The organism is Enterobacter sp. Cy-643, assembly GCF_011752815.1.
Taxonomy (GTDB): Bacteria; Pseudomonadota; Gammaproteobacteria; order Enterobacterales; family Enterobacteriaceae; genus Cedecea.
In genome coordinates this window covers 84,595-108,795 of the sequence record NZ_VWWV01000004.1, presented here as the reverse complement: position 1 = coordinate 108,795, position 24,201 = coordinate 84,595, and the positions used below count along the sequence as shown (strand labels likewise).

25 protein-coding genes are annotated in these 24,201 nt (G+C 52.9%); 12 read left to right on the top strand and 13 right to left on the bottom strand.

Translation table 11 applies throughout. The features are described from left to right. Positions 1-9: 9 nt before the first annotated feature. Positions 10-993, top strand: a complete 984-nt coding sequence (gene dppD / locus F3J29_RS16540; RefSeq protein ID WP_008457613.1) for a dipeptide ABC transporter ATP-binding protein — start codon at positions 10-12, stop codon at positions 991-993. Continuing rightward, the gene (dppF, locus tag F3J29_RS16535; RefSeq protein ID WP_166867689.1) at positions 990-1,997 is read left to right on the top strand and encodes a dipeptide ABC transporter ATP-binding subunit DppF; all 1,008 of its coding nucleotides are present in this window, start codon (positions 990-992) and stop codon (positions 1,995-1,997) included. The genes dppD and dppF overlap by 4 nt, the downstream gene beginning before the upstream one ends. Before the next feature lie 383 nt (positions 1,998-2,380). On the opposite strand, the gene F3J29_RS16530 is transcribed toward dppF, so the two are convergent. From F3J29_RS16530 to F3J29_RS16520, 3 genes are all read right to left on the bottom strand, one after another. Next, a complete protein-coding gene (locus F3J29_RS16530; protein ID WP_166867687.1) occupies positions 2,381-3,184 on the bottom strand; it encodes a hypothetical protein in 804 nt (267 codons plus the stop codon). Continuing rightward, positions 3,184-4,041 (bottom strand): pentapeptide repeat-containing protein, encoded by an 858-nt coding sequence (locus F3J29_RS16525; RefSeq protein ID WP_166867685.1) that lies wholly within the window; start codon positions 4,039-4,041, stop codon positions 3,184-3,186. Before F3J29_RS16525 ends, F3J29_RS16530 begins: the two co-directional genes overlap by 1 nt. A gap of 93 nt (positions 4,042-4,134) precedes the next feature. Next, positions 4,135-4,320, bottom strand: a complete 186-nt coding sequence (locus tag F3J29_RS16520) for a toxin-antitoxin system HicB family antitoxin (protein WP_166867684.1) — start codon at positions 4,318-4,320, stop codon at positions 4,135-4,137. A gap of 146 nt (positions 4,321-4,466) precedes the next feature. Between F3J29_RS16520 and F3J29_RS22780 the strand changes: the two genes are divergently transcribed. After that, positions 4,467-4,736 (top strand): hypothetical protein, encoded by a 270-nt coding sequence (locus F3J29_RS22780; protein ID WP_286175419.1) that lies wholly within the window; start codon positions 4,467-4,469, stop codon positions 4,734-4,736. A gap of 329 nt (positions 4,737-5,065) precedes the next feature. On the opposite strand, the gene vapC is transcribed toward F3J29_RS22780, so the two are convergent. After that, positions 5,066-5,470 carry a type II toxin-antitoxin system tRNA(fMet)-specific endonuclease VapC gene (gene vapC / locus F3J29_RS16510; protein ID WP_166867682.1) on the bottom strand — a complete coding sequence of 135 codons (405 nt, stop codon included), beginning with the start codon at positions 5,468-5,470 and terminating at the stop codon, positions 5,066-5,068. Then, positions 5,470-5,700, bottom strand: coding sequence for a type II toxin-antitoxin system VapB family antitoxin (gene vapB / locus F3J29_RS16505; protein ID WP_166867680.1), 231 nt, complete (start codon positions 5,698-5,700; stop codon positions 5,470-5,472). Before vapB ends, vapC begins: the two co-directional genes overlap by 1 nt. A 306-nt stretch (positions 5,701-6,006) precedes the next feature. Here vapB and F3J29_RS16500 point away from each other — a divergent pair, with 306 nt between their 5' ends. The 7 genes from F3J29_RS16500 (at position 6,007) to ghrB (ending at position 13,429) form a co-directional block, all read left to right on the top strand. Then, entirely contained in the window at positions 6,007-7,194 is a 1,188-nt protein-coding gene (locus F3J29_RS16500; protein WP_166867677.1) for an MFS transporter, read from the top strand. 58 nt (positions 7,195-7,252) lie between these two features. Beyond that, positions 7,253-8,146: a LysR family transcriptional regulator gene (locus F3J29_RS16495; RefSeq protein ID WP_166867675.1), complete on the top strand. Its 894-nt coding sequence runs from the start codon at positions 7,253-7,255 to the stop codon at positions 8,144-8,146. 79 nt (positions 8,147-8,225) lie between these two features. Further along, complete coding sequence (locus tag F3J29_RS16490) at positions 8,226-9,245, top strand: LacI family DNA-binding transcriptional regulator (protein ID WP_166867673.1); 1,020 nt, start codon at positions 8,226-8,228, stop codon at positions 9,243-9,245. A 113-nt stretch (positions 9,246-9,358) separates the two neighbouring features. Further along, positions 9,359-10,108, top strand: coding sequence for a sugar phosphate isomerase/epimerase family protein (locus tag F3J29_RS16485; protein ID WP_166867671.1), 750 nt, complete (start codon positions 9,359-9,361; stop codon positions 10,106-10,108). A gap of 2 nt (positions 10,109-10,110) precedes the next feature. Further along, complete coding sequence (locus F3J29_RS16480) at positions 10,111-11,046, top strand: sugar kinase (protein ID WP_166867669.1); 936 nt, start codon at positions 10,111-10,113, stop codon at positions 11,044-11,046. Between the two features lie 68 nt (positions 11,047-11,114). Then, on the top strand, positions 11,115-12,398 hold the full coding sequence (locus F3J29_RS16475; RefSeq protein ID WP_166867667.1) for an MFS transporter: 1,284 nt from the start codon (positions 11,115-11,117) through the stop codon (positions 12,396-12,398). A gap of 56 nt (positions 12,399-12,454) precedes the next feature. Further along, positions 12,455-13,429: a glyoxylate/hydroxypyruvate reductase GhrB gene (ghrB, locus tag F3J29_RS16470; protein ID WP_166867665.1), complete on the top strand. Its 975-nt coding sequence runs from the start codon at positions 12,455-12,457 to the stop codon at positions 13,427-13,429. 591 nt (positions 13,430-14,020) lie between these two features. Here ghrB and F3J29_RS16465 read toward each other — a convergent pair. The 3 genes from F3J29_RS16465 to F3J29_RS16455 form a co-directional block, all read right to left on the bottom strand. Beyond that, positions 14,021-14,575 (bottom strand): hypothetical protein, encoded by a 555-nt coding sequence (locus F3J29_RS16465; RefSeq protein WP_166867663.1) that lies wholly within the window; start codon positions 14,573-14,575, stop codon positions 14,021-14,023. Positions 14,576-14,748: 173 nt separating this feature from the next. Further along, a complete protein-coding gene (locus tag F3J29_RS16460) occupies positions 14,749-15,459 on the bottom strand; it encodes a DUF3053 domain-containing protein (RefSeq protein WP_039296391.1) in 711 nt (236 codons plus the stop codon). A 272-nt stretch (positions 15,460-15,731) separates the two neighbouring features. Continuing rightward, positions 15,732-16,538: a MipA/OmpV family protein gene (locus F3J29_RS16455; protein ID WP_166867661.1), complete on the bottom strand. Its 807-nt coding sequence runs from the start codon at positions 16,536-16,538 to the stop codon at positions 15,732-15,734. A 546-nt stretch (positions 16,539-17,084) separates the two neighbouring features. On the opposite strand from F3J29_RS16455, the gene F3J29_RS16450 reads away from it, so the two are divergent. Further along, positions 17,085-17,372 carry an HTH-type transcriptional regulator gene (locus F3J29_RS16450; RefSeq protein WP_008457638.1) on the top strand — a complete coding sequence of 96 codons (288 nt, stop codon included), beginning with the start codon at positions 17,085-17,087 and terminating at the stop codon, positions 17,370-17,372. Between the two features lie 111 nt (positions 17,373-17,483). Here F3J29_RS16450 and F3J29_RS16445 read toward each other — a convergent pair whose 3' ends face one another. Continuing rightward, positions 17,484-17,876 carry a nuclear transport factor 2 family protein gene (locus tag F3J29_RS16445; protein WP_166867659.1) on the bottom strand — a complete coding sequence of 131 codons (393 nt, stop codon included), beginning with the start codon at positions 17,874-17,876 and terminating at the stop codon, positions 17,484-17,486. 92 nt (positions 17,877-17,968) lie between these two features. On the opposite strand from F3J29_RS16445, the gene F3J29_RS16440 reads away from it, so the two are divergent. Continuing rightward, positions 17,969-18,715 carry an AraC family transcriptional regulator gene (locus F3J29_RS16440; RefSeq protein WP_166867658.1) on the top strand — a complete coding sequence of 249 codons (747 nt, stop codon included), beginning with the start codon at positions 17,969-17,971 and terminating at the stop codon, positions 18,713-18,715. A 92-nt stretch (positions 18,716-18,807) separates the two neighbouring features. Here the strand turns inward: F3J29_RS16440 and tcp are convergent, their stop codons facing one another. The 4 genes from tcp to F3J29_RS16420 form a co-directional block, all read right to left on the bottom strand. Continuing rightward, positions 18,808-20,469, bottom strand: coding sequence for a methyl-accepting chemotaxis citrate transducer (gene tcp / locus F3J29_RS16435; protein ID WP_166867656.1), 1,662 nt, complete (start codon positions 20,467-20,469; stop codon positions 18,808-18,810). A 171-nt stretch (positions 20,470-20,640) separates the two neighbouring features. After that, positions 20,641-22,710 (bottom strand): glycine--tRNA ligase subunit beta, encoded by a 2,070-nt coding sequence (gene glyS / locus F3J29_RS16430; protein ID WP_166867655.1) that lies wholly within the window; start codon positions 22,708-22,710, stop codon positions 20,641-20,643. 9 nt (positions 22,711-22,719) lie between these two features. Beyond that, positions 22,720-23,631, bottom strand: coding sequence for a glycine--tRNA ligase subunit alpha (gene glyQ, locus F3J29_RS16425; RefSeq protein WP_039298895.1), 912 nt, complete (start codon positions 23,629-23,631; stop codon positions 22,720-22,722). Positions 23,632-23,739: 108 nt separating this feature from the next. Continuing rightward, positions 23,740-24,081, bottom strand: coding sequence for a YsaB family lipoprotein (locus F3J29_RS16420; RefSeq protein ID WP_502706567.1), 342 nt, complete (start codon positions 24,079-24,081; stop codon positions 23,740-23,742). Between the last annotated feature and the right edge of the window lie 120 nt (positions 24,082-24,201).

Sequence of the window (24,201 nt, the reverse complement as noted above, 5' to 3'; positions counted from 1 at the left end):
AGGTTCGAGATGGCGTTATTAAATGTAGATAAATTATCGGTGCATTTCGGCGACGAAGACGCACCGTTCCGTGCCGTGGACCGCATTAGCTATAGCGTGGATCAGGGGCAAGTTGTCGGCATCGTGGGCGAGTCCGGCTCCGGTAAATCCGTCAGTTCGCTGGCTATTATGGGGCTTATCGACTTCCCTGGCCGCGTGATGCCGGAAAAACTGGAATTCAACGGCCGGGACCTGAAGCGCATTTCTGAGAAAGAGCGCCGCAACCTGGTGGGCGCCGAAGTGGCGATGATCTTCCAGGACCCGATGACCAGCCTGAACCCGTGCTACACCGTCGGTTTCCAGATTATGGAAGCCATTAAGGTGCACCAGGGTGGCAACAAGAAAACCCGCCGCCAGCGCGCAATCGACCTGCTGACCCAGGTGGGGATTCCTGACCCGGCTTCACGTCTTGACGTTTACCCGCACCAGCTTTCCGGCGGCATGAGCCAGCGCGTGATGATCGCTATGGCGATCGCCTGCCGTCCTAAGCTGCTGATCGCCGATGAGCCAACCACCGCGCTCGACGTAACTATTCAGGCGCAGATCATCGAACTGCTGCTGGAGCTGCAGCAAAAAGAGAACATGGCGCTGATCCTGATCACCCATGACCTCGCGCTGGTTGCCGAAGCCGCCCATAAAATCATCGTGATGTACGCAGGCCAGGTCGTGGAAGCAGGTTCGTCCCACGATATCTTCCGTGCGCCGCGCCACCCGTACACCCAGGCTCTGCTCCGTGCGCTGCCGGAATTTGCTCAGGATAAAGCGCGTCTGGCCTCGCTGCCGGGCGTAGTACCGGGCAAATACGACCGCCCGAACGGCTGTCTGCTGAACCCGCGCTGCCCGTATGCGACCGACAAATGCCGCAGCGAAGAGCCTGCGTTAACCCTGCTGGCAGACGGGCGTCAGTCCAAATGCCACTACCCACTCGATGATGCCGGGAGGCCAACCCTATGAGTACCCCACAGGCCACCACGCAACCGCTGTTGCAGGCCATCGACCTGAAAAAACATTACCCGGTGAAGAAGGGCTTTTTCGCTCCTGAACGCCTGGTAAAAGCGCTGGACGGCGTAAGCTTTACCCTCGAGCGCGGCAAAACGCTGGCGGTCGTCGGTGAATCCGGCTGCGGGAAATCCACCCTCGGCCGCCTGCTGACCATGATCGAAGTGCCGACCGGCGGGGAGCTTTACTACCAGGGCCAGGATCTGCTGATCCCGGACGCCTCGGCGGAAAAGCTGCGCCGGCAGAAAATCCAGATCGTCTTCCAGAACCCGTATGGCTCGCTGAACCCGCGTAAAAAAGTGGGGCAGATCCTGGAAGAACCGCTGCAAATCAACACCAGCCTGAGCAAAGTCGAGCGCCGTGAAAAAGCGCTGGAGATGATGGCGAAAGTCGGTCTGAAAACCGAGCATTACGACCGCTATCCGCACATGTTCTCCGGCGGCCAGCGCCAGCGTATCGCTATCGCCCGCGGCCTGATGCTTGACCCGGACGTGGTGATTGCCGATGAGCCAGTCTCCGCGCTGGACGTGTCCGTTCGTGCTCAGGTACTGAACCTGATGATGGATTTGCAGCAGGATCTGGGGCTGTCCTACGTGTTCATCTCCCACGACCTGTCGGTGGTGGAGCACATTGCCGATGAAGTGATGGTGATGTACCTGGGCCGCTGCGTGGAGAAAGGCAGCAAAGAGCAGATCTTCTCTAACCCGCGCCACCCGTACACCCAGGCGCTGCTGTCCGCCACGCCGCGCCTGAACCCGGACGAACGTCGCGAACGCATCAAGCTGACCGGCGAGCTGCCAAGCCCGCTGAACCCGCCGCCGGGCTGCGCCTTTAACGCCCGCTGCAGCCGCCGCTTCGGGCCATGCACCCAGCTTCAGCCGCAGCTGAAAGACTACGGCAACGGCCAGCTGGTGGCCTGCTTCGCGGTCGATCAGGATGTGAACGGGGAACTGCGTTAATTTCTCAGCAGGAAAAAAGGAAACCGACGTGAGAGCGTCGGTTTTTTTAAGTTAAATAAAAACCATTCAGAGAATAAAACCATCTCGATTTGATACCTTAATGCAAAGAATGTAACAACATCAATTTCTATTTGACACTGAAAAATTTAGTAAATAATTTCAAAACCAAGTAACCATTGCTGAATCCACCTCCAACAACATAACCTCAACCCCATGAATTATAATATTTTTCATTAACAGCCATACTCAGAGCAACAGAATATTAGTAAGTCCAAAAATTTTCATTCACAGCACTCTTATTAATTTAAGATATATACCTTTTACTTTATGATATTTACTTTCATAGAAACCTTAATGCTATATAAACTTCCACTTACTCATCTCTACAATTTCGCATTACAGAAATAACTTGGAGACGCCACCATCTCATGTAAATGATTTACATTATGTCCATAACCATAATAAGAGCATATAATTTCAATAGATCGAAGTTGCTTATAAGATCTATCAGCAAATCTTTCCGGAAGAGATAAGATTGTTTTCTTGTTATTACAAAACCCCAAATAAAAATTCAACCCAATGACTTTCCTAGCTATAGACATCAAAACATCTAGAAAACTTCTCCCTACATTAAAATATATTTTATTCCTATACGCATTTTTTATTTTTCTTGAGATTAGTAATATTGAAACATCTCTTTCACTTAGCCATTTAAATTTTACAGCACTATCAAAAAGTTGTTCCCATGAAAATATATACATACCCTCCGCAGCAAATCTACGAATGAGAATATTCCTTATACTAATAATTAGCAAATCTATTGCAAACAATGAAGAATAATTGTTTTTAGGTAGAAAACCGAGAAGTTCTAACAGTTCAAGATTCTCATTTATCTCTGTTTGGTAATTTAATTTTGGTGTCCATTCCTTTCTTGCCCTATTTATTTCACCCTCTCCACCAAAAATCACAACCCCTTGATCTATTATATGTTTCATAAACAGACTTCCTGATGCGCATAGGAAACCCATCTTCTTTCTATGCATAATTGATATATCATAACCCAATAATTTAAATCTGTTCATCTCCCTATCAACCTGACTCCAATCCTCGTGCACAATAAGTAAATCCCGGTCAGATAAGAGAGATGGAAATCCATTATGTTTACTACCAAACTCTACCGCAATCATTATTTTATAATCCTGTTAAATAATGCACTCACAGTAAATGTTAAAAGTGATATACCTAATATCATATTTAATAAAATTAACCACATGCCTAAATTCGTAGGACTCTCAAAACCTGACGCTCCTAAAGTGAACATAGTAGTTAGTGTGAAATATATGGTTTTTTCAAAAGTATCAATAGCACCAGACTCAAACAACTGAGCCCCAAAAATAAAATTAACAGACATTAGCCCCAAAATAGCCACTAGCGTAGTTCTGACTAAATTTCGAAGCCTATAGCCATAGCCGAAAAGAATCCCGTATGTTTTGACAACTATTTTTTTTGCATAAAAAAATAACAGATCTTTCTTTTGCGGTTTTTTACTGAAAGAAAGAATATAGTTCCATTTATTAAAATGATACTCCGCTTCCGACTTATATCTTTTTTGAGATTCAATTCTATAAAGAGACCTTAATTGATCAAATAGATGAACTGCTATATTTGCATATTTCTTATCTCTAATTGCATTCTCAAACTGAGATGGTCGCCCATAGCATGCATTAAATTTAACTCTAAAAAAATTACATCTTTCAAAAATACAATCATGAAATCTGACATCATCAAAAACGCAACCAATGAAAAGACAATCAATAAATTTGCATTTTTTTATTGTGATATTACTCAAGGTTGTTTTTGACAGTGATACATTCTCAAAAACTATTCCATCTATAGATTTTATAGACAACTTCTCTGGCTGATATAGAATATTTTTAATATGTGAGGAATTAAGAAGTAATTTACTCAATTCTTCTTCAGAAGAAAAAATATTGAACGGCGATTTCAGTGAAAAAAATGGATCCTGTATTTTTTTAACGTCCATAAAACCTCAAACTATATATATTTTTCCAATTAATATTTAGTGTTATATCTTGAATTAGATTTTAAATATATAACAGAGCTAAGAGTGTGGAAACTATCCTTTAGGTTCAATTCCATTTTGCTCCAACTCCTTCCGTCCAAGCGTTTTCAGCCAGTTTCCCAGACTCATTCCGGCCTCTTTCGCTGCAACTTCAAACTGCGCTTTCAGTTCTGGTGCGATCCGTATCTGAAAAGCAGGATTTCGACCCGCTCCAGGGTGTTTTTCGTCATATTTGACCATTAATTTGTATGTACCTTCGAGGTTAAGGTTTGACCTGAAAGGTACACACCCTAGCACAGGATTTCCTGAAAAAGAACGCCCCCGAAAGGTATTAAGAGTACCAGACGAGGGCTAACCACAAACGTTAACTGATTAGGAGTAACGCTATGGTTAACGCCGATAGTACCACAACCGCTAATACTGAAAATCTGGTCTTTCAACCAGTTACTGAATCCGCAATAGGGACGTTAATAAAAGCCCCGCTCGGCGCTTCCCACGATCTGTTCGAGCTGCTGGAAGCCAGCCAGGCCTATGTTGATGAGCTGGTTGAGAGCAAAGATGTCACCGATTGCATGGCGCTTTGTGGCCGCCTTCTGGCGGGGCTGGACGTGCGAAGCGCCTTTACCGGATCACCTTATTCAGCAGCTCACGGTTGAAGATAATTATTTCAAGAACAATACCCACTCGATTTGCGATGACTCAGAGTCGATACGTGGATATTGCAGTGCCTTAACTGTGGTTTTGCTGACCAGGCAAAGTTCAGTGGAGACTCAGCAGCACATTACCGGTTTGCTGTTTGAGCTCATTCACCTGCTGGCTGAAGATTTAAAAACGCCGCGTTTTGTCAGAACGACCGATGGATTAGCAAGGATAAATAGTCAAGCACAGCCAGGCTGGCTCTGATTTTCAATTACGCACATTCAGTACTCTCATTTACCACGAAACCGACGTGAGAGCGTCGGTTTTTTAGTTCATACAGACGATGTTACTGCACAGTCCAGTCTTCCAACCTTAGCCCCGGTACATGCTCAAATTCCCGAAGATTATTGGTCACGACAACCAGACCAAGGGATCGAGCATGCCCGGCTATCATGCTGTCATAAGGCCCAATCGGTGTCCCTTTTTTGGCCAGTTCAGCCCGAGCCTGCCCGGTATGTATTGCCGCATCAGTGCCGTAGGGCAGCACCTCAAGACGGGCCGCAAATCCTTCAATAACGGCCAGATTTTTTTCTGGATAGAGCGACTTCTCAGCACCATAAATAAGTTCCATCAACGTAACCGAGCTAATACACATTTGCCCGTAATATCGATTAAAGGCTTCGCGGACGATCTGCGGCTTATTCTTTACGGTAAAGATACAAATATTGGTATCCAGCATGTATTTAAGCATCAAAACTCTTCCCTGAGCTGTTCGCCCGGCTGTTCCCTGTCTGACATAAAATCAGCCGTCACGCTGTCGCCATTGAACCAGCTATCCCAGCTTTCGCCCGCCGGCGTGATCACCCGTGTTCTGCCAATAGCGACAATATCGACATGTTTCACATCTTCCGGTAAGGCAACCGCTTTAGGCAGGCGAACCGCCTGGCTGCGGTTACTTTTAAATACGGTGGTTTTTTCCATCAACGGCCTCCTGATGTGTTCACTTTATCGTCATTATAGACTACCCTCACAACGGGATATGTCAATGGGATATACTAATTTCAAGTTCCTACTTCCCATGTTAAATAGATGCATTTTTACTCAACACCAAAACATGGAACCGCTGGCACACTTCCTGGAATATCTCTAAGTTCCTCCCAGACAAAATCCCTCGATTATTCCCCCACAGAAACAGTGAAATCATAAATCCTGCATTTATCCACCGCCGTTGACTGAGTAAATTGTGATCCCTGTCACTCATGCATGTCTCTGCGGAAGCGCAATACTATGTCGAATAATAAAGATAAACCTGCAACATCCCCGTGGATCGCGGTCTTTTCCCTGACCGTGGCCTGCTTTGTCATGGTTACCACCGAGTTTCTCCCCATCGGTTTGCTGACCAACATCGCACCTTCCCTGAATGTTTCCACCGGCACCGCCGGGCTGATGGTGACCATGCCAGGCATCGTTGCCGCCATCGCGGCCCCGGTGCTGAGCCTGGCTTCCGGCAGCCTCGACCGCCGCCTGCTGATGCTTGGCCTGTCGCTGCTGTTGGTCGTCTCAAACCTGGTGTCCGCCCTGGCCGTTAACTTCCCGATGATGCTGCTGGGTCGCGTACTGCTGGGGATCTCCGTCGGCGGGTTCTGGTCCTTCTCGATGAACTATGGCCGTCACCTTGTGCCGGAAGCGAGTCAGGGGCGCGCCGTGGCGCTGATCATTAGCGGCGTGTCCGTCGGCGCGGTGTGCGGCGTCCCTGCCGGGGCATTAATCGGCGACCTGTTCGGCTGGCGTACGGCATTCTTTGCCAGCGCCTGTTTAGCCGCCATCACGCTGCTGGCCCAGTTTCGCCTGCTGACTTCCGTTCCGCCTGGCCGGGCGCTCACCGTTCAGGATTTGATCTCTCCGCTGCGTCTGCCGATGGCTCGCATTGGGCTTATCGCCATTGTGCTGCTGTTTGTGGGCCATTTCTCGGCTTACACCTACCTGCGTCCGCTGCTGCAGCAGGTCTTTGTGCTCAGCCCGTCGGCGATCACTTTCCAGCTGCTGGCCTACGGCGCAGTTGGCCTGCTGGGTACCTTTATCGGGGAACGCCTGGCGGAGCGCAGCCTGCGCGGGACCTTCATTCTGGCGACGGCGATGCTGGCCATTATCCTGCTCGTTTCCCCACTGCTTAGCGGCCTTGCGGGCGCAACGGTAATGGTGCTGGTGTGGGGCCTGGCCTTTGGGGCCGTGCCGGTCTGCGCCACAAACTGGATGTTTGAAGCGGTGCCGGACGCGCCGGAAGCAGGCCAGGCGCTGATGGTCACGGTGATTCAGATTGCCCTGGCATCAGGTGCGCTGATCGGCGGTGAAGTCGTGGACTGGCATGGCGTAAGCAGCGCCATGCTGTTTGGCGGGGCGCTGATGCTCTCGGCTACGCTGGTTTTCGGCCTCTCCTTGCACAGCCGGATGATTAGCGCTAAACAATGTGGATGATTGTTTACGTGGATAAACAAAACCCTGCCGCAGGCAGGGTTTTTCGTTGAGGACAGCTATGGATCATCATTTGCTGGCTATTCGGGTGTTTAATCGGGTGGTGGAAACCGGCGGGTTTACCCGTGCCGCTGACTCTCTGAGCATGCCGAAAGCGACCGTCACTAAGCTGATTCAAAATCTTGAAAACCACCTGCAGACCAAGCTGTTTCAGCGCACAACCCGCAGCGTATCGGTTACCAAAGAGGGCGAATGCTACTACCGCCGCACCGTAAAATGGCTGGCCGACCTGGAGCAGATGGAAGGCAGCATGACCGAATCACAAACCGAGCCTCAGGGCGTGCTGCGCGTGGACGTCGGCGGATCTTTCTCTCGCCAGATACTGATTCCCGCGCTGCCGGAATTTCTTGAACGCTACCCGGGTATCTCCATAGATCTTGGCGTCAGCGACCGACTGGTCGATTTAATCAACGACAATGCGGACTGCGTGATACGCAGCGGCCCACTGGTTGATTCCACGCTGATTGCCCGCCGCCTGTTTACTATGGACTGGGTGACCTGCGCCACGCCGGACTACTTTCAGCGCTACGGCACGCCTTCCCGGCCAGAAGAACTTGAACAGGGATACCCGTTGGCGCATTACCGCCACGCGCGCAATGACCGCATCTCTCCGCTGCGCTTTGTCGATCGGGGAAAAACCATCGAGATGCAGCACCGCTATCAGATAAGCGTCAACGAAAGCAACGCCCATCTCGCCATCGCGCTTTCCGGGGCGGCCTTAACCCAGGTCGTTCGCTTTGCCGCCCAGCCGTATCTCGACAGCGGGAGGCTGGTCAGCGTGCTTGAGGCTTACCCACCGCCGCTGGAACAGATGTACCTGGTTTATCCTTCCAACCGCCACCTTAGCGCCAGGCTGCGGGTATTTATTGAATGGGCCGTGGCGCGGTTTACCTGACCGGTGTAAAGACGCCACCTCACTTTTCCCCGCATAAAAATATGTTACTCTCCGCAGGGTTAACCCTCTGGAGACGGCTATGAACGGCAAGGCAGCGCGCCCTACGATAAGCGATGTCGCGAAAGCGGCGAAGACCGGAAAGACCAGCGTTTCCCGCTACCTTAACGGTGAGCAGCATGCGCTGTCTGATGACCTTCGTGGGCGCATTGAGCGCGCCATTGCCGAACTCGACTACCGCCCGAGCCAGATGGCACGCGGCCTGAAGCGAGGGCGCACCCGCCTCATCGGGCTGATCATTGCCGACATCACCAACCCCTATTCCGTTGACGTGCTGAGCGGTATAGAAGCCGCCTGCCGCGAGAAAGGCTTTACGCCACTGGTGTGTAATACCAACAACGAAGTCGATCAGGAGCTACATTATCTCGACCTGCTGCGCAGCTACCAGGTGGAGGGGATCGTGGTCAATGCGGTCGGCATGCGTGAAGAGGGGCTTAACCGCCTGCAACAGTCCGCGCTGCCGATGGTGCTTATCGACCGCAAAATCCCGGACTTTGCCTGTGATATGGTCGGGCTGGATAATATTCAGGCCGCGACAACCGCCACCGAACATCTCATCGAGCAGGGCTTCGAAGCTCTCCTTTTCCTGAGCGAACCGCTTGGCATGGTGAACACCCGCCATGAGCGGTTGCGAGCATTTCGCAGCACATTAGCCTGCCATTCCGGCATAATTGCCGAAAATGCCGAAACACCGCTGCATGAAGCAGAACGAATAGACAACACGCTTCGCGAGTTCCACTCCCGCCACCGCGGTATGCGTAAAGCGGTGATCTCCGCCAACGGCGCGCTAACGCTGCAGGTTGCCCGCGCAATGCGCCGCCTCGGCCTGAGCTGGGGCAGCGATATCGGGCTGTTGGGGTTTGACGAGCTGGAGTGGGCGGAGCTTGCCGGGGTCGGTATTACCACGCTCAAGCAACCCACCTGGCAAATAGGCTACGCCGCGCTGGAGCAGGTCGTGAGGCGCATTGAGGGCGCCGCTGAAACAGTACGTGAACAGCTATTCTCCGGCGAGCTTATCGTGCGCGGCTCCACCTCTCGCTAAATATTTTGTTCGTGATGGCGCTCAAAAATTGGTAAGCATGATCTTTTCTTTGGAACCGGTTCCATCTAGCGTAAATAGCATCCGTCGTTCGTTGTTATCGCCTGGAGACCACCATGCCGCGAAAAATTATTGTCGTCACCGCCGCCTACGGCCACGACCGCCTTGCCGCCCTCGGTGGCCAACAGGCGGTGCTGCCCATCATTGCTGAAGCGGGGGCCGACGGCGTCGAAATCCGCCGCGAACTGTTCACCACCAGCCAGCTAGATTTTCTGTCGACCGTGGCCGGCGAAATTACCCAGAACGGGCTTGAGGCCTGCTATTCCGCACCGGAGCCGCTGTTCACGGGTGAAGGCAATCTAAACCCGCTGATCCCATCGCTTCTGCAGGAAGCCCACCAGTTAAAAGCCCGCTGGCTGAAGCTCTCTCTGGGGCATTTTAACCATACCCGGGCATTCGACACGCTGAAACAGTGGCTCAGCGAAAGCCCCGTTGCGTTGGTGGTGGAAAACGACCAAACCGACGGCGGCAAACTTGCGCCGATGCAGCGCTTCCAGGCCGCCTGCGGCGTTCACAATCTGCCGGTGACACTCACCTTCGATATGGCCAACTGGCTGTGGGTGGACGACTCTCCACAGCAGGCCGCCAGCGCGCTGGCACCTTCCGTAAGCTATATCCACGTTAAAACAGCGACTGCCCGGCATAACCGTTACCGCGCTGTAGCGCTGGATGACGCCAGTTCAGACTGGAAAGGGCTGCTGGATATGCTGCCGGGAGATGTCCCACGCGGCATTGAGTTTCCGCTGGAAGGACGAGACCTGGTCGCGGTTACCCGTCATTACGTCAATCTTTTACGCGAGGAATAACCATGCATCAGCTGGATGTCATCACGATAGGTGAAGCGATGGCGATGTTTGTCGCCAGCGAAACCGGCGATCTTGCCGCCGCCGAACATTTTGTGAAACGCGCGGCTGGCGCGGAGTTAAATGTCGCCACGGGGCTGGCTCGCCTGGGCCTGAACGTGGGCTGGGTAAGCCGCGTAGGCAATGACTCCTTTGGCCGCTACGTGCTGCAACAGCTGGCGAAAGAAAACATCGACAGCCGCGGTGTGAACGTCGATGGGCAGTATCGCACCGGTTTTCAGCTCAAATCCAAAGTCGAAGATGGAACCGATCCCATTGTGGAATATTTCCGTAAAGACTCTGCCGCCAGCCATCTGTCGGTGGCTGACTTCAATGCGGAGTACTTTCTTTCGGCTCGCCATCTGCACCTGAGCGGCGTGGCGGCGGCACTCTCAGAAACCTCTCTGGCGCTGCTGAACCACGCGGCCAAAACGATGAAACAGCAGGGAAAAACACTCTCCTTCGATCCAAATCTGCGCCCGGTGCTGTGGCGCAGCGAAGCCGAAATGGTGAAGCAGATTAATCAGCTGGCATTCCAGGCCGACTGGGTGCTGCCCGGTGTTAAGGAGGGCATTGTGCTGACCGGTCAAAACACGCCTGAAGGGATCGCCGATTTTTATCTGCATCAGGGCGTGAAGGTCGTGGTGCTAAAAACCGGCGCGGATGGTGCCTGGTATAAAACCGCAGACGGCGAGAAAGGCGCCGTCGCGGCGGTAAAAGTGGAAAACGTAGTGGACACCGTGGGGGCCGGAGACGGCTTTGCGGTCGGGGTGATAAGCGCCCTGCTGGAAGGGAAATCTTTGCATCAGGCCGTCAGCCGGGGCAACAAAATCGGCTCACTGGCAATACAGGTCATCGGTGACAGCGAAGGGCTACCGACCCGAAGCGCACTGGGCGAATAAACCCGACCCCATCGCTCTGTACCCTACATACAAAGCGATACGGTTAACCTCAAAACAGAGGCTTTCTCATGAAAAACCAGACAATCGCGCCAAAGCGCTGGTGGTACATCATGCCTATCGTGTTTATCACGTATAGCCTGGCTTACCTCGACCGCGCTAATTTCAGTTTCGCCTCCGCCGCAGGCATCAACGACGATCTCGGCATCACCAAAGGCATTTCATCGCTGCTGGGGGCGCTGTTTTTCCTCGGCTACTTCTTCTTCCAGATCCCCGGGGCGATGTACGCCGAGCGCCGCAGCGTGCGCAAACTTATCTTCGTCTGCCTGATTCTGTGGGGTGGCTGTGCGTCACTCACCGGCGTGGTGAGTAACATTCCAATGCTGGCCGCCATCCGCTTTGTCCTCGGCGTGGTAGAAGCGGCGGTGATGCCAGCGATGCTGATTTACATCAGCAACTGGTTTACCAAATCCGAACGCTCACGCGCCAATACCTTCCTGATCCTCGGCAACCCGGTCACCGTGCTGTGGATGTCGGTCGTTTCGGGCTACCTGATTCAGGCCTTCGGCTGGCGCGAGATGTTTATCATCGAAGGGATCCCGGCGGTTATCTGGGCGTTTGCCTGGTGGATGCTGGTAAAAGATAAACCGGCCCAGGTGGGCTGGCTGTCCGACAGTGAAAAATCCGCACTGCAGGCGCAGTTACAGAAAGAGCAGGAAGGTATCAAAGCCGTGCGTAACTACAGTGAAGCCTTCCGGTCACGTAACGTGGTTATTCTGTGTATGCAGTATTTTGCCTGGAGCATCGGCGTGTACGGTTTCGTGCTGTGGCTGCCGTCGATTATCCGCAGCGCGGGCGCGGCAGGCATGGGAATGGTGGAGGTCGGCTGGCTCTCTTCCGTGCCTTATCTGGCCGCGACCATCGCGATGATCGCCGTCTCCTGGGCGTCGGACAAAATGCAAAACCGGAAGCTGTTTGTCTGGCCGCTGCTGCTGATTGGCGCTCTGGCGTTCCTCGGCTCGTGGCTGGTTGGCGCCAACCATTTCTGGGTGTCTTATACGCTGCTGGTGATCGCCGGCGCGGCCATGTACGCCCCTTATGGCCCGTTCTTCGCCATTATCCCGGAGATGCTGCCGAAGAACGTTGCCGGCGGCGCGATGGCCTTAATTAACAGCATGGGCGCGCTGGGCTCCTTCGTCGGCTCCTGGTTTGTGGGCTATCTGAACGGTGCCACCGGCAGCCCGTCTGCCTCCTATGTCTTTATGGGGCTGGCGCTGCTCGCCTCGGTATGGCTTACTCTGATTGTGAAGCCTGCTCATCATCAACAAATCCCGTCCGGCGCACATCACGCCTGACTCCGCACCGGGCGCTCTGTCGCCCGGTTCGCGTTTAACCGAAAACGGAGAATCTCATGAAGCCGTCCGTCATCCTCTACAAGGCGCTGCCTGACAACCTGCTGTCCCGCCTTGAAAGCCACTTTACCGTCACTCAACTGGACGACATCAGCCCGGAAACCGTGCAAGCGAACGCAGCGCTGTTCGCCAATGCAGAAGGGATTTTAGGATCTGGGGGCAAAGTCGACGCTGGGTTTCTCGCTAATACACCAAAGCTGCGCGCGGCTTCTACCGTTTCAGTCGGCTACGATAACTTCAATGTGGACGCCCTGAACGAACGCGGCGTTGTGCTGATGCACACCCCAACGGTGCTGACCGAAACCGTCGCCGACACCGCCATGGCGCTGATCCTCTCCAGCGCACGCCGCGTGGTGGAAGTGGCCGAGCGCGTGAAGGTGGGCGAATGGCAAAGCAGTATTGGCGCTGACTGGTTTGGTATCGACGTGCATCATAAAACGCTCGGCATTCTGGGAATGGGGCGCATCGGTCTGGCGCTGGCGCAGCGGGCGCATTTCGGCTTCAGCATGCCGATTCTGTACAACGCCCGCCGCCAGCATAAAGAAGCGGAAGAGCGCTTTAACGCCCGCTACTGTGACCTCGATACTCTGCTGGCCGAGTCTGACTTCGTTTGTATTCTGCTGCCGCTGAGCGACGAAACCCGCCACCTGATTGGCGCAGAACAAATCGCGAAAATGAAGTCTTCCGCCATTTTAATCAACGTCGGCCGCGGCCCGGTGGTGGACGAGAAAGCGCTGATTCAGGCGCTGGAAGCGGGAAAAATTCACGCCGCCGGGCTGGATGTGTTCGAACAGGAGCCGCTGCCGCTGGATTCCCCGCTGCTCGGCATGCCGAACGTAGTCGCCCTGCCGCACATCGGTTCCGCCACCCATGAAACCCGCTACGGCATGGCGGAATGCGCGGTGGAAAACCTGATTACCGCGCTAACCGGCAAGGTGGAAGTGAACTGCGTCAATCCGCAGGTGCTGAAATAGTTTTTTCGGCGGGCCAGAAAAAAGCTAGCCCGTCGAATAAATGACGTTATGCCGGTATAAGACGGACTCAGCCTAAGTCTTATACCGCATAATCATTTCCTGTATTTATGTTTACGCGCATATAAATATAATTATTTTATCAATAAGCCACGATAGATTGCCCTGCACATCACCATCTTAAGTATCTGGCAACGATATAAATCATAAACATGGCGAAAGCACCAACAGGCCAGATGGGGCCATCAGGAAAAAAATAGATCCAGAGAATAGCGAACAAGGCCGTTGCTGCTGTAGGAATAGAGGGGAACAATAAAGATCTAAAAAGTCGCTTAAGGAATCTTTTAATCATATTCATCATAACTATGGAATCATTTCCTGCAATTAAGAAGCAATATGCCCACTACCATCTTACATAGCGTGCAAATATATAAATTATGAATATAGCGAAAACTGGCACAAGCCAAAGTGGAGCACCTGGAAAAAAGTGAATCTGCACTACTGCGTATACAATGATGATTAACTGCGGGGCATATAGCCCAACAAGAGACTTAAACACCCGCCTAAAAAATCTCTTTATCAGATTCATCATAGTTATCGAGCCATGCCAGTGACAATGTCGATAATTTCGTCATCTGATGCTCGAAGTACATCCCGTGCACGAGAATGTTGAAACAATGGCTCTATGAGGAAATACATCATTTCCAGACCTTGTGCGTATAGCGCAGCATAGTAGCCAGGATACGAGGCACTAAGTCGCTGTGCACTATCTGCGGCTTTCTGAACTGAACCATACATGCCCGTCGCCATTATTACTCCACTCGACATATGGCCTGCTAACATCTGTATGTTGAAACTCAACCTCATTTTAATAGCAACTGAACTTGCAATAGCTAATGCAAACCCACTCTTGATAAAGGCTCCAGTAGCAACATGGACATTTACAGCCATCAGTTTTTTCTGGATGTATTTTAGTTGTGCAGATGTCTTAAATTTAAAAAGCTCGGAAAAGTAAATCTTCAACATATCACCAATAACGCCACCATTCTTTAACAGATAAATAACACCCTTAGTAAATCTGATATCTTCAGTTTTTTGCTGCTGGCACACATCCTTGTATTCTTCAGTAAAGCAGGATGTGTAATACATAGCCGCTCCGTGCTAATTATTAAGTCCTTTTAAAAGGGTATATTTTAAAATCCGGCAAGTAAATAAAAAGCGTTTATTAAATAACCCAGCAGGCCATACTTTTATCGAGAATATCAGCCATAAAAAAAGCGGAGTCGCCGTGAAGCGCTCCGCTTTTTCTTAGAGCATAAAACTTACTGCGTAGCCGTCTGCGCTGCGGCCCAGGCCTGAGTAAATGCCTGGTGCTGAGCGGACAGCGGACCAATCAGCGAGTTGTACTGGCTTGCCTGCTGGGAAGTCGGGAACTGAATCCCGCCGTTAGCAAAGCCAACCTGCGTTCCCTGCTGCGCGATAAAATCACCCACCTGCACCAGCTGCTGGGTCAGGGTCTGCGCGGCTGGGATCAGCGGTGCCATAGCGTTCGCCGGGCCGGTGACAACTTTCTGGTAAACCTGATAGTAAACGGTTTTCAGATCGTCAGGCTGCTTCAGCGCTGCAAGCGCACCGTCGGCCTGCATCTTGGCATTCTGAACCTGCTGACCCAAAACGTTCAGCGAACCGTTAGCCTGGCGCAGCGCGTCGCGCTGGGTCATGTAATCCTGCGGAGCGCGGATGCTGTTCACGCTATCCACAACCGGCTTCATGCCTTCGTCCATGGCCTGGCTAACCTGCTGGGAAAAACCGTACAGAATGGCGTAGTCAGAGACCAGCGGGCCAAACTGTTTTTTCTGATCGGACGTTAGCGTCGGCAGGCGATCGCCGCTACGCATAGCCGTGTTTTGCAGAAAATCGATGAACGCCTTGCGCTGGTCGCCTTCTTTATCGAAGCAACCACTCAGGCTCACCACCATTAATAACGCCGCCAGCGGCGCAAACCAGCGAGACCAGGACTTACCTGTCGCCATCATTTCTACTCCTGTCACCAATGCACTACCTGGCAAATGCCACCCAATAACGATGCTAAGAATAGTCCAACCGCCCTTCGCAAGATACCCTTTCGCGATAATCTCTTTCCGCTCTGAGCAAGCTTTGCCTCTCTCAGCCTGAACTTTGGCAAGGCACTGGCTGAGGAATAACAAAGACCTTCTATTTTGCAAGGTTTAGTCATGCAGAGTAAATAATAAAGCGGCCGCTAATCTGGCCGCTTATGCAAACACATTCTCGTCCAGGACTAATATCAGAAACTGTAGCTGGCGCTGACAAAACTCAGCGTGGCCACTTTCTTTGCAACAATTGGGCTGTCGGCGGCATCACCCACTAAGGCGGTGACTCCCGCCCCCGCCTGTAGCGCAATATTTTGGGTCCATTCATAATTTAGCGCTGCGGTCAGCGTGACATCCTTAAAACCACTGCCTGGTCGCCAGGTAGAAAAGGCCGTGCGCTGCGCCTGCTCGGGAGTCACGCCAAAATAGCCGCGTTGATAGCCGCTGTTCGCCCACGTTGTGGAGAGATTTGTTTGCAGAGAGAACCGATCGTTAAGAGGCGTTACGGTGCCAACCCCCAGCTCAGCCAGTAAAGTGCGGCCTAAATCCTCTCCGCCATAATGCCTTTTCTTCGTCGCCTGTAGCACCTTTACATAGCTGCGGAAGGGATCCAACAGATAGCTTAGCTCCACGCCCGCCTGCAAAGCGCCCCCCAGGTCGCCCATGCCCTTAAGCGTTCTGTCTTTGCCATCGAGCGTCTTAATAACTTCATCCCGGCCTGAGTCGTAATCAAGCAAGAGCGCCACGCCAAAAGGCTCATCCAGCGGCAGCGCCCAACTAAGGCCATTATTCCCAAGACTCACGCTGCCCCAGCTTCCGTGACTGTAGCCGATGCTCAAATCGTAAAGCGCCGTTGGCCGATATTTATCCGCCCCCTGATAAGCCGGCGCAAACGCGACGCCGCCGCCAACGGTTAAATAAGCTTTTCCATCTTCAGCCTGGGCTAATACAGGAAATAAAAGAGATAAAGCAAATGCCGAGATTGCCAGAGATTTTTTCAAAATAAAGTTCCTTTATTTAAAACCACGATTAGGTATTAAGGAATTGAAATCATTGAATTAATGGTAAATGTTAAAAACACATCTTTTTATATTCAGATACCGCAAAATACAACGTATAGCACCGACAGTGAAACGCAGGATAAATAAACGACAGCAAAACAAAACACACAATTAATTCATTAGACATCTAATTAATAACGGCCAATCTAATTTTATTTGGTTTTGTACCGCATCAGCGGATGAGTTATTTTTTAATGTGAGTACATTAGACAGTCCAGCAAAATTTTATCTTTGCCCGCTGCGGCCAGCACCTCTGCCTCAGGCATGATGTCATAAACCGCATAACTATTTACATATTTATACTAAAAGCCTGCATCTATGGCTTTTCAAGCGCTTACTTCGACTGCGTATTCAGCTGAAACGCATAAGCATTTTTTGCAGCACGTTTAGCCACTCGCGTGATCCCACGCACGCTTTAAATCCAGCTACAGTTAATAGGCTTCTTTGCGTTCACGTTCTCGCTGTGTGATTTATGAGGAGTTCTCAATGGAATATAAAGATCCAATGATTGAGCTGCTTAGCAGTCTTGAGCAGATTGTTTTTAAAGATAATCAGGCCGTTAGCCTGAGTCAGAAACCCAGCGCCTTCTCGGAGTTTGAGCAGCTACGTAAAAGTACCGGACTAAAAATCGATGATTTTGCTCAGGTGATGGGGGTTAGCGTAACGATGGTGCAGGAATGGGAGTCCAGACGACTCAAGCCCTCCATCACCGAACTGAAATTAATGCGTCTGATTCAGGCCAACCCAGGCCTTAGTAAACAGTTAATCAGTTAGAAAACCGCTGTACCGCAAGAAAACAACCCCGCCATGATGCGGGGTTTGTCATTAAGAAGCCACCGTCTTAGCTCCTGTCTCTGGCAACATCGTGGTGGGTACTAAAGAAAATCAGCGCCTGCTGCCAAAATCACTGTCCTCGCTCACCCCGTGAATCATCCGGGTTACCTCTTCGCAACGATGAATTTTTCCAGCCAGTAAGGTAAATCGGGCAAACACTTCGAATTCACTCCATTCAGTCTCACTTTTCTCGACCTTGACATAGTGCTGCGTAAATACGGTGTCTCCTTCCCCAACGGCGGCCTTAACTATCAGATGCATTTTTTGGGTCTGCACTTTTAGCGCGCGCATATGATTAATGAAGTCATCATAGCTCAGTGATTTGCCATCGACGATTTGCCGGTAATCCGCAGCAAAGTACTGTGCAATTTTTTGTTCATCATGCTCGGGGCGACAAATAATTTCCTGCAATGCGTCAATGACGCTCTGGCTTTGCGATTTCATAGAAAACTCCTTTTGTTGGAGCCCCCAGTCTACAAAGCATTAACAACTGGATATTATCCGTATCAAGACAACTTTTACGGTTAATCAGCCAAATGATAAAAACACAAAAAATTGATTATTTGCGTCAACACTCAACGCCCTGGCACAAACATACCTCGGGGCAGCTTTATTGGCTTGAGCAGGGCGTGATGGTGATTGAAACGCTACAGGCGCAGTGGCACGTTACCGCCGGCACGCTGGGTTGGTTTCCCACCGGAATAGAGCACCGGGCCTGGTTTCCGGGCAACGTCAAAGGAAGCAGCCTTTATCTCTCTGCCGCCTCCTGCTCCTTATTCCCACCTGAACCGGGGGTTTACGGGGCGGACCATTTTGTGTTTGCGCTGCTGGCGCGTTTAGAACTTAATGCTAACCAGCCCCTGTCATCTGATTATTTATGTAACCTTCTCACGCTCCTGAGCCATGAAATAAAGCAGCTCCCACAATGGCCTCTCGAGCTCACTTTGCCTTCGGATCGCCGGGCGCGTAACGTTGCAGAGGAATTATTGAGACACCCCGCCACCAGGCTCGATCAGGCGCAGCTTGCTCAGCAATGGGGACTAAGCGTCAGAAATCTCAGCCGTTTGTTCAATCAGCAAACCGGATTAAGTTTCAGCCAGTGGCGGCAACAGGCGAAAATAGTGTCCTCACTCCAGTGGATAACGTCGGGTTTGCCCATCAGTGAAGTCGCCGAGCGAAGTGGCTACAGCAATATCAGCGCTTACATAGAGGCGTTTCGGTTGAGATTTGGCAAGACGCCCGGACAATTTAAAGTGTCATCCTGCCAGCCGTCAGCAGGATGAATCATGCCTGTTCGCGGGGGTGGAATCGGAAGTCCTGTACCTTCGGAAACCACCCCCAGAGTCTCTTCGTTCAGCGCTGGCAACGAAAAAAATCAGAACGTTTCCCAGTTTGCATCAGAGGCTGAGGCCGCTTGCGGTTTTAATGTCGCTGGCTGCGGGCGGAGTTTTTCCTGCACCGCCTCCACGCGGCGCCCGCCGGTCTGCTGAAGCTGGAACACCGCCACCGCCAGGCGTAGCTCGCTCGCCTGGTCTTCCAAAGCCGCAGCGGCAGAGGCGGACTCTTCCACCAGCGAGGCGTTCTGCTGGGTCACGCTGTCCATCTCGGATACCGCCTGCGCGACCTGCTCAATGCCTTTACTTTGCTCTTCAGAGGCCGACGCTATTTCGCCCATGATGTCAGTCACGCGGGTGACCGCCGAAACGATCTCCTTCATGGTGGCCCCGGCTTCACGCACCTGACTGGAGCCGGTATCAATGCGCGACACCGAGTTTTCAATCAGCACTTTAATCTCTTTCGCTGCCTGGGCGCTGCGGCTGGCCAGCGTTCTGACTTCGCCGGCAACCACGGCAAATCCACGCCCTTGCTCGCCCGCACGCGCGGCTTCTACCGCGGCATTCAGCGCCAGAATGTTGGTCTGGAAGGCAATGCTGTCGATAACGCTGGTGATATCCACGATTTTACCGGAGCTTTCGGCGATTTCATTCATGGTGCTGACCACGCTATCCACCACGCGCCCGCCTTTCTGCGCGGTTTCGGAGGCGTTTTTCGCCAGGCCGGTTGCCTGACGTGCGTTATCGGTGTTCTGTTTCACGGTCGCGGTGAGCTGCTCCATGCTGGCCGCCGTCTCCTCCAGCGCCGCCGCCTGCTGCTCGGTGCGGGAGGAAAGATCGCTGCTGCCGGCAGAGATTTCGCTGGCGCCGGTGTAAATGGAGTCCGCATTGTCGCGCACCACGCTCACGGTCTTCGCCAGCGATTGCTGCATGGATTTAAGCCCGGCAGACAGGCGGCTCATTTCGCTGCGCCCTTCGGCGTCGATCGCGCGAGTTAAATCCCCCTCAGAGATCGCCTGGATATGCCCCATTACGTTTTTCAGCGGGCGCAGCAGCACGCGCTGCAGCCCCAGCCAGATAACCACCAGCGCCGCGATGACAATCAGTAAAATGGTGCCCAGCGTCCAGAGCATACCGGTATAGCTGCTTTGGTTTTCCGCGCTGGCGGCCTTCAACAGCCGGGTGTTCTGAGTCAGCCACTGGCCGTAAACGGCTTTGAAATCGTCCTGAGCCTGCTGGGCGTCGAGGTTGCCATAGGCCTGGTAGTTATCGGCCTTCAGGAACTGAATGGACTGAGCCATGACGTCGTGCATTTGCTTGAAGCTGGCCGCCGCTTTGTCGTCCAGGGCTTTATCCTGGCCCGGCACATCGTCGGAATCCATGTAGCTGGAGAACTGCTTTTGCGCATCCGCCAGCAGCACACCGGCATTCGCCAGCAGCTTGTTCATCGCCTCCAGCGAGGCAGGGTCACGCTGATTTTTCAGCACGCGGATCGCCACGCGGTTGATGGTGACGCGAGTTTCAACCAGCGTCTGGAAGCTGCCGCCCAGCTGTTGCTGTTGGTAGTTCAGCAGGCCGGTATTCTGGAAGTTAAGGCGATCGCTGCTGACGGAGGAGTAGTACAGAGCCCCGGTCACCAGCAAGAGCACGCTGAAGATCCCCAGCGTAGTGACAATTCCGGTGATAACTTTGATATTTTTCATAGCGCCCAACGTTCCTGAAGTAATGGCCGATATGAGATATATCGGTTCGGCGCAAATTTACCTTACCGCCCCAGACGCGACTTTTTGTTAATCCATTGATATTTGAAAGTAAAAAAATTAATAAAAAACCCGCCGAAGCGGGTTTAAGGATTTCTGCTTAAAGCAAAGCGATTACTGCAGCAGAGAGATGTCCGCCACCTGCAGGAACAGCTCGCGCAGCCTGGTCAGCAGCGTCAGGCGGTTAATACGCAGATCTTTATCTTCTGCGTTTACCATCACTTTGTCGAAGAACTCATCCACCGGCTCGCGCAGGTTCGCCAGCTCTTCCAGGGCTTCCTGGTAACGGCCTTCGGCGAAGTACGGCTGTAGCTTATCGCGCAGCACGACGACGTTGGTCGCCAGGCGAATTTCTTCGGCTTCTTTCAGCACGGTGGCCTGTACGGTGTCGTTCAGCACTTCGTCAGACTTGGCAAGAATGTTGGAAACACGCTTGTTCGCCGCCGCCAGAGACGCCGCCGCTTCCAGAGTACGGAAGTGAGAAACCGCCTTCATACGGGCATCGAAATCAGCCGGTTTGGTAGGACGACGCGCCAGTACCGCCTGGATGGTGTCAACCGCGTGGCCTTCTTCCTGATACCAGGTGCGGAAGCGACCCAGCATAAAGTCGATAACCTCATCCACCACGTTGGTGTTGGTCAGCTTGCTGCCGTAGAGGCGAACCGCTTCTTCGGTCAGGGTCTGCAGATCCAGCGGCAGGTTTTTCTCGACGATAATACGCAGCACGCCCAGCGCGGCACGGCGCAGTGCGAACGGATCTTTGTCGCCTTTCGGATGCTGGCCGATGCCGAAGATGCCCGCAAGGGTGTCCATCTTGTCGGCAATCGCCACCGCACAGGCTACCAGGTTAGACGGCAGGGCATCGCCCGCAAAGCGTGGCTGGTACTGCTCGTTCAGCGCAACCGCCACGTCTTCCGCTTCACCATCGTGGCGCGCGTAGTGCATGCCCATCACGCCCTGGGTGTCGGTAAACTCGAACACCATGTTGGTCATCAGGTCGCACTTGGACAGCAGGCCTGCACGGGTCGCGTGGTTCACGTCGGCACCAATCTGGCCCGCAATCCAGCCGGAAAGGGCTTCGATACGGTTGGTTTTGTCGCGCAGGGTGCCCAGCTCTTTCTGGAACAGCACGGTTTCCAGACGCGGCAGATTGTCTTCCAGGCGCTTTTTGCGGTCGGTATTGAAGAAGAACTCGGCGTCCGCCAGGCGTGGGCGAACCACCTTCTCGTTACCGGAGATGATTTGCACCGGGTCTTTGGACTCAATGTTCGCCACGAAGATGAAGTTCGGCAGCAGTTTGCCGTCGGCCGCGTAGACCGGGAAGTACTTCTGGTCACCCTTCATGGTGTAAACCAGCGCTTCGGCAGGCACGGCCAGGAATTTCTCTTCGAACTTCGCGGTCAGCACCACCGGCCATTCCACCAGCGAGGTAACTTCTTCCAGCAGGCTTTCGCTCAGATCGGCCTGACCGCCGATTTTACGGGCAGCTTCTTCGGCATCACGTTTGATGACGGCTTTACGCGCTTCGTAATCGGCAATGACCTTCCCGCGCTCCAGCAGGATCTGCGGGTACTGGTCGGCATTGTCGATGGTGAACTCTGGCTCGCCCATAAAGCGATGGCCGCGAATGACGCGGGCGGATTGAATGCCCAGAATAGTGGCAGGGATCAGCTCGTCACCCAGCAGCAGCGTCACGGTATGAATCGGACGCACGAACTGGATATCGGACGCGCCCCAGCGCATCAGCTTAGGAATCGGCAACTTCGCCAGAGAAGTGGCGATCATGTTCGGCAGCAGAGCCTGCACGCTTTCGCCCTTCACGTGGGCGCGGTACATCAGCCACTCGCCTTTGTCGGTCGCCAGACGCTCGGCCTGGTCTACGGTGATCCCGCAGCCACGAGCCCAGCCTTCGGCGGCTTTGCTTGGTTTACCTTCGGCATCGAACGCCGCAGACACTGCAGGGCCGCGTTTTTCGACTTCTCGATCCGGCTGTGAAGCCGCCAGATTCGCGATTTTCAGCGCCAGACGACGCGGGGCAGCAAACCATTTTACTTCGCCGTGGGCGATGTTGGCCGCATCCAGCTCGGCGGTAACGTTGGCAGCGAAGGATTCAGCCAGGCTGCGCAGGGCTTTTGGTGGCAGCTCTTCAGTGCCGATCTCCACCAGAAAAGTTTTTTCAGACATGGCGGCCTCTTAGTTTTTCTTATTGCACATCGGGAAGCCAAGCGCTTCACGAGAAGCGTAGTAGGCTTCAGCCACGGCTTTGGTCAGGGTGCGAATGCGCAGAATGTAGCGCTGGCGCTCGGTCACGGAAATGGCCTTGCGCGCATCCAGCAGGTTAAAGCTGTGAGCGGCTTTCAGAATACGTTCGTAGGCCGGGAGCGGCAGCGGAGTTTCCAGCGCCAGCAGCTGCTGCGCTTCTTTCTCGTACTGCTCGAAGCAGGTGAACAGGAAGTCCACGTCAGCGTATTCGAAGTTATAGGTGGACTGCTCCACTTCGTTCTGGTGGAACACGTCGCCGTAGGTGGTTTTCCCCAGCGGGCCGTCGCTCCAGACGAGGTCGTAAACGCTGTCTACGCCCTGAATGTACATGGCAAGGCGCTCTAAGCCGTAGGTGATCTCACCGGTTACCGGCTTACACTCGAGGCCGCCGACCTGCTGGAAATAGGTGAACTGCGTCACTTCCATACCGTTGAGCCAGACTTCCCAGCCCAGGCCCCACGCGCCAAGCGTTGGGTTTTCCCAGTTATCTTCCACGAAACGAATGTCATGGATCTCCGGATCCATACCCAGCTCTTTCAGTGACCCGAGGTACAGCTCCTGAATGTTGTCCGGAGAAGGCTTAATCACTACCTGGAACTGGTAGTAGTGCTGTAAACGGTTCGGGTTTTCGCCGTAGCGGCCATCGGTAGGACGGCGGGACGGCTGCACATAAGCGGTGGCCATTGGCTCCGGCCCTAAGGCACGCAGACAGGTCATCGGGTGAGAGGTGCCTGCGCCCACTTCCATGTCCAAAGGTTGAACAATGGTGCAGCCCTGGCGAGCCCAGTAGTCCTGTAAAGTCAGGATCAGGCCTTGAAAGGTCTTGGTATCAAACTTTTGCATGTTGAATTCGCACGCGTTCGGTGGATTTAAGAGAAGCGGCCAGTATATACGCAAACGCGGTCGAGTTGTATCAACACGGCAACGGAACGGCCGTGAGGGAGAAAGGCGTCAGGTTGTTGCGCGTTGGTTGAGGTTTTCGCGGCTGGAAAGGTGTGAAAATTGACCGCTTTCATCAAACGAACAGGTAAAACCCTCTTTGCGGGCGGTGCTGCCCATCATTTCGTAGCTGGCCTGATACTGCTTAAAGTCTGACAGGTTAATGCGCTGCGGCTGGGTGTTGTAGCGATAAGCGGCCTGATTTTTACAGGCAAGCTCCATCGCTTCGGTGTGAACCACCGGGTGCAGCTTCTGCGCGGCCTGGCCTTGTTGTGGCGTAGAACTGCAGGCGCTGAGCATTAACGCCAGCAAAGCGGTTAAGAGGAGCCTATTTTTTCTTTCTGCCATCATCATTTGCTACCAGTACGTTAAACTCGGTTTCTTATATCAACTCCTCGTGCAGCAGGCATTTTGCGAAGCCGCCACGGGGATAGCAAGATGCGCCGGGCAAACTCAGATATTTCCGGACACGGG

What these genes read in the sequence shown, in the direction of transcription:
- F3J29_RS16460 (WP_039296391.1), bottom strand. Translation starts at nt 15,459, where the DNA reads ATGGCGACAGGTAAGTCCTGGTCTCGCTGGTTTGCGCCGCTGGCGGCG.
- glyQ (WP_039298895.1), bottom strand. Translation starts at nt 23,631, where the DNA reads ATGCAAAAGTTTGATACCAAGACCTTTCAAGGCCTGATCCTGACTTTA.
- F3J29_RS16530 (WP_166867687.1), bottom strand. Translation starts at nt 3,184, where the DNA reads ATGATTGCGGTAGAGTTTGGTAGTAAACATAATGGATTTCCATCTCTC.
- F3J29_RS16520 (WP_166867684.1), bottom strand. Translation starts at nt 4,320, where the DNA reads ATGGTCAAATATGACGAAAAACACCCTGGAGCGGGTCGAAATCCTGCT.
- F3J29_RS16480 (WP_166867669.1), top strand. Translation starts at nt 10,111, where the DNA reads ATGCATCAGCTGGATGTCATCACGATAGGTGAAGCGATGGCGATGTTT.
- dppF (WP_166867689.1), top strand. Translation starts at nt 990, where the DNA reads ATGAGTACCCCACAGGCCACCACGCAACCGCTGTTGCAGGCCATCGAC.
- ghrB (WP_166867665.1), top strand. Translation starts at nt 12,455, where the DNA reads ATGAAGCCGTCCGTCATCCTCTACAAGGCGCTGCCTGACAACCTGCTG.
- tcp (WP_166867656.1), bottom strand. Translation starts at nt 20,469, where the DNA reads ATGAAAAATATCAAAGTTATCACCGGAATTGTCACTACGCTGGGGATC.
- F3J29_RS16495 (WP_166867675.1), top strand. Translation starts at nt 7,253, where the DNA reads ATGGATCATCATTTGCTGGCTATTCGGGTGTTTAATCGGGTGGTGGAA.
- F3J29_RS16450 (WP_008457638.1), top strand. Translation starts at nt 17,085, where the DNA reads ATGGAATATAAAGATCCAATGATTGAGCTGCTTAGCAGTCTTGAGCAG.
- F3J29_RS16475 (WP_166867667.1), top strand. Translation starts at nt 11,115, where the DNA reads ATGAAAAACCAGACAATCGCGCCAAAGCGCTGGTGGTACATCATGCCT.
- F3J29_RS16445 (WP_166867659.1), bottom strand. Translation starts at nt 17,876, where the DNA reads ATGAAATCGCAAAGCCAGAGCGTCATTGACGCATTGCAGGAAATTATT.
- F3J29_RS16525 (WP_166867685.1), bottom strand. Translation starts at nt 4,041, where the DNA reads ATGGACGTTAAAAAAATACAGGATCCATTTTTTTCACTGAAATCGCCG.
- F3J29_RS16440 (WP_166867658.1), top strand. Translation starts at nt 17,969, where the DNA reads ATGATAAAAACACAAAAAATTGATTATTTGCGTCAACACTCAACGCCC.
- F3J29_RS16420 (WP_502706567.1), bottom strand. Translation starts at nt 24,081, where the DNA reads ATGATGATGGCAGAAAGAAAAAATAGGCTCCTCTTAACCGCTTTGCTG.
- F3J29_RS16500 (WP_166867677.1), top strand. Translation starts at nt 6,007, where the DNA reads ATGTCGAATAATAAAGATAAACCTGCAACATCCCCGTGGATCGCGGTC.
- vapB (WP_166867680.1), bottom strand. Translation starts at nt 5,700, where the DNA reads ATGGAAAAAACCACCGTATTTAAAAGTAACCGCAGCCAGGCGGTTCGC.
- F3J29_RS16485 (WP_166867671.1), top strand. Translation starts at nt 9,359, where the DNA reads ATGCCGCGAAAAATTATTGTCGTCACCGCCGCCTACGGCCACGACCGC.
- vapC (WP_166867682.1), bottom strand. Translation starts at nt 5,470, where the DNA reads ATGCTTAAATACATGCTGGATACCAATATTTGTATCTTTACCGTAAAG.
- F3J29_RS16490 (WP_166867673.1), top strand. Translation starts at nt 8,226, where the DNA reads ATGAACGGCAAGGCAGCGCGCCCTACGATAAGCGATGTCGCGAAAGCG.
- F3J29_RS22780 (WP_286175419.1), top strand. Translation starts at nt 4,467, where the DNA reads ATGGTTAACGCCGATAGTACCACAACCGCTAATACTGAAAATCTGGTC.
- dppD (WP_008457613.1), top strand. Translation starts at nt 10, where the DNA reads ATGGCGTTATTAAATGTAGATAAATTATCGGTGCATTTCGGCGACGAA.
- glyS (WP_166867655.1), bottom strand. Translation starts at nt 22,710, where the DNA reads ATGTCTGAAAAAACTTTTCTGGTGGAGATCGGCACTGAAGAGCTGCCA.
- F3J29_RS16465 (WP_166867663.1), bottom strand. Translation starts at nt 14,575, where the DNA reads ATGTATTACACATCCTGCTTTACTGAAGAATACAAGGATGTGTGCCAG.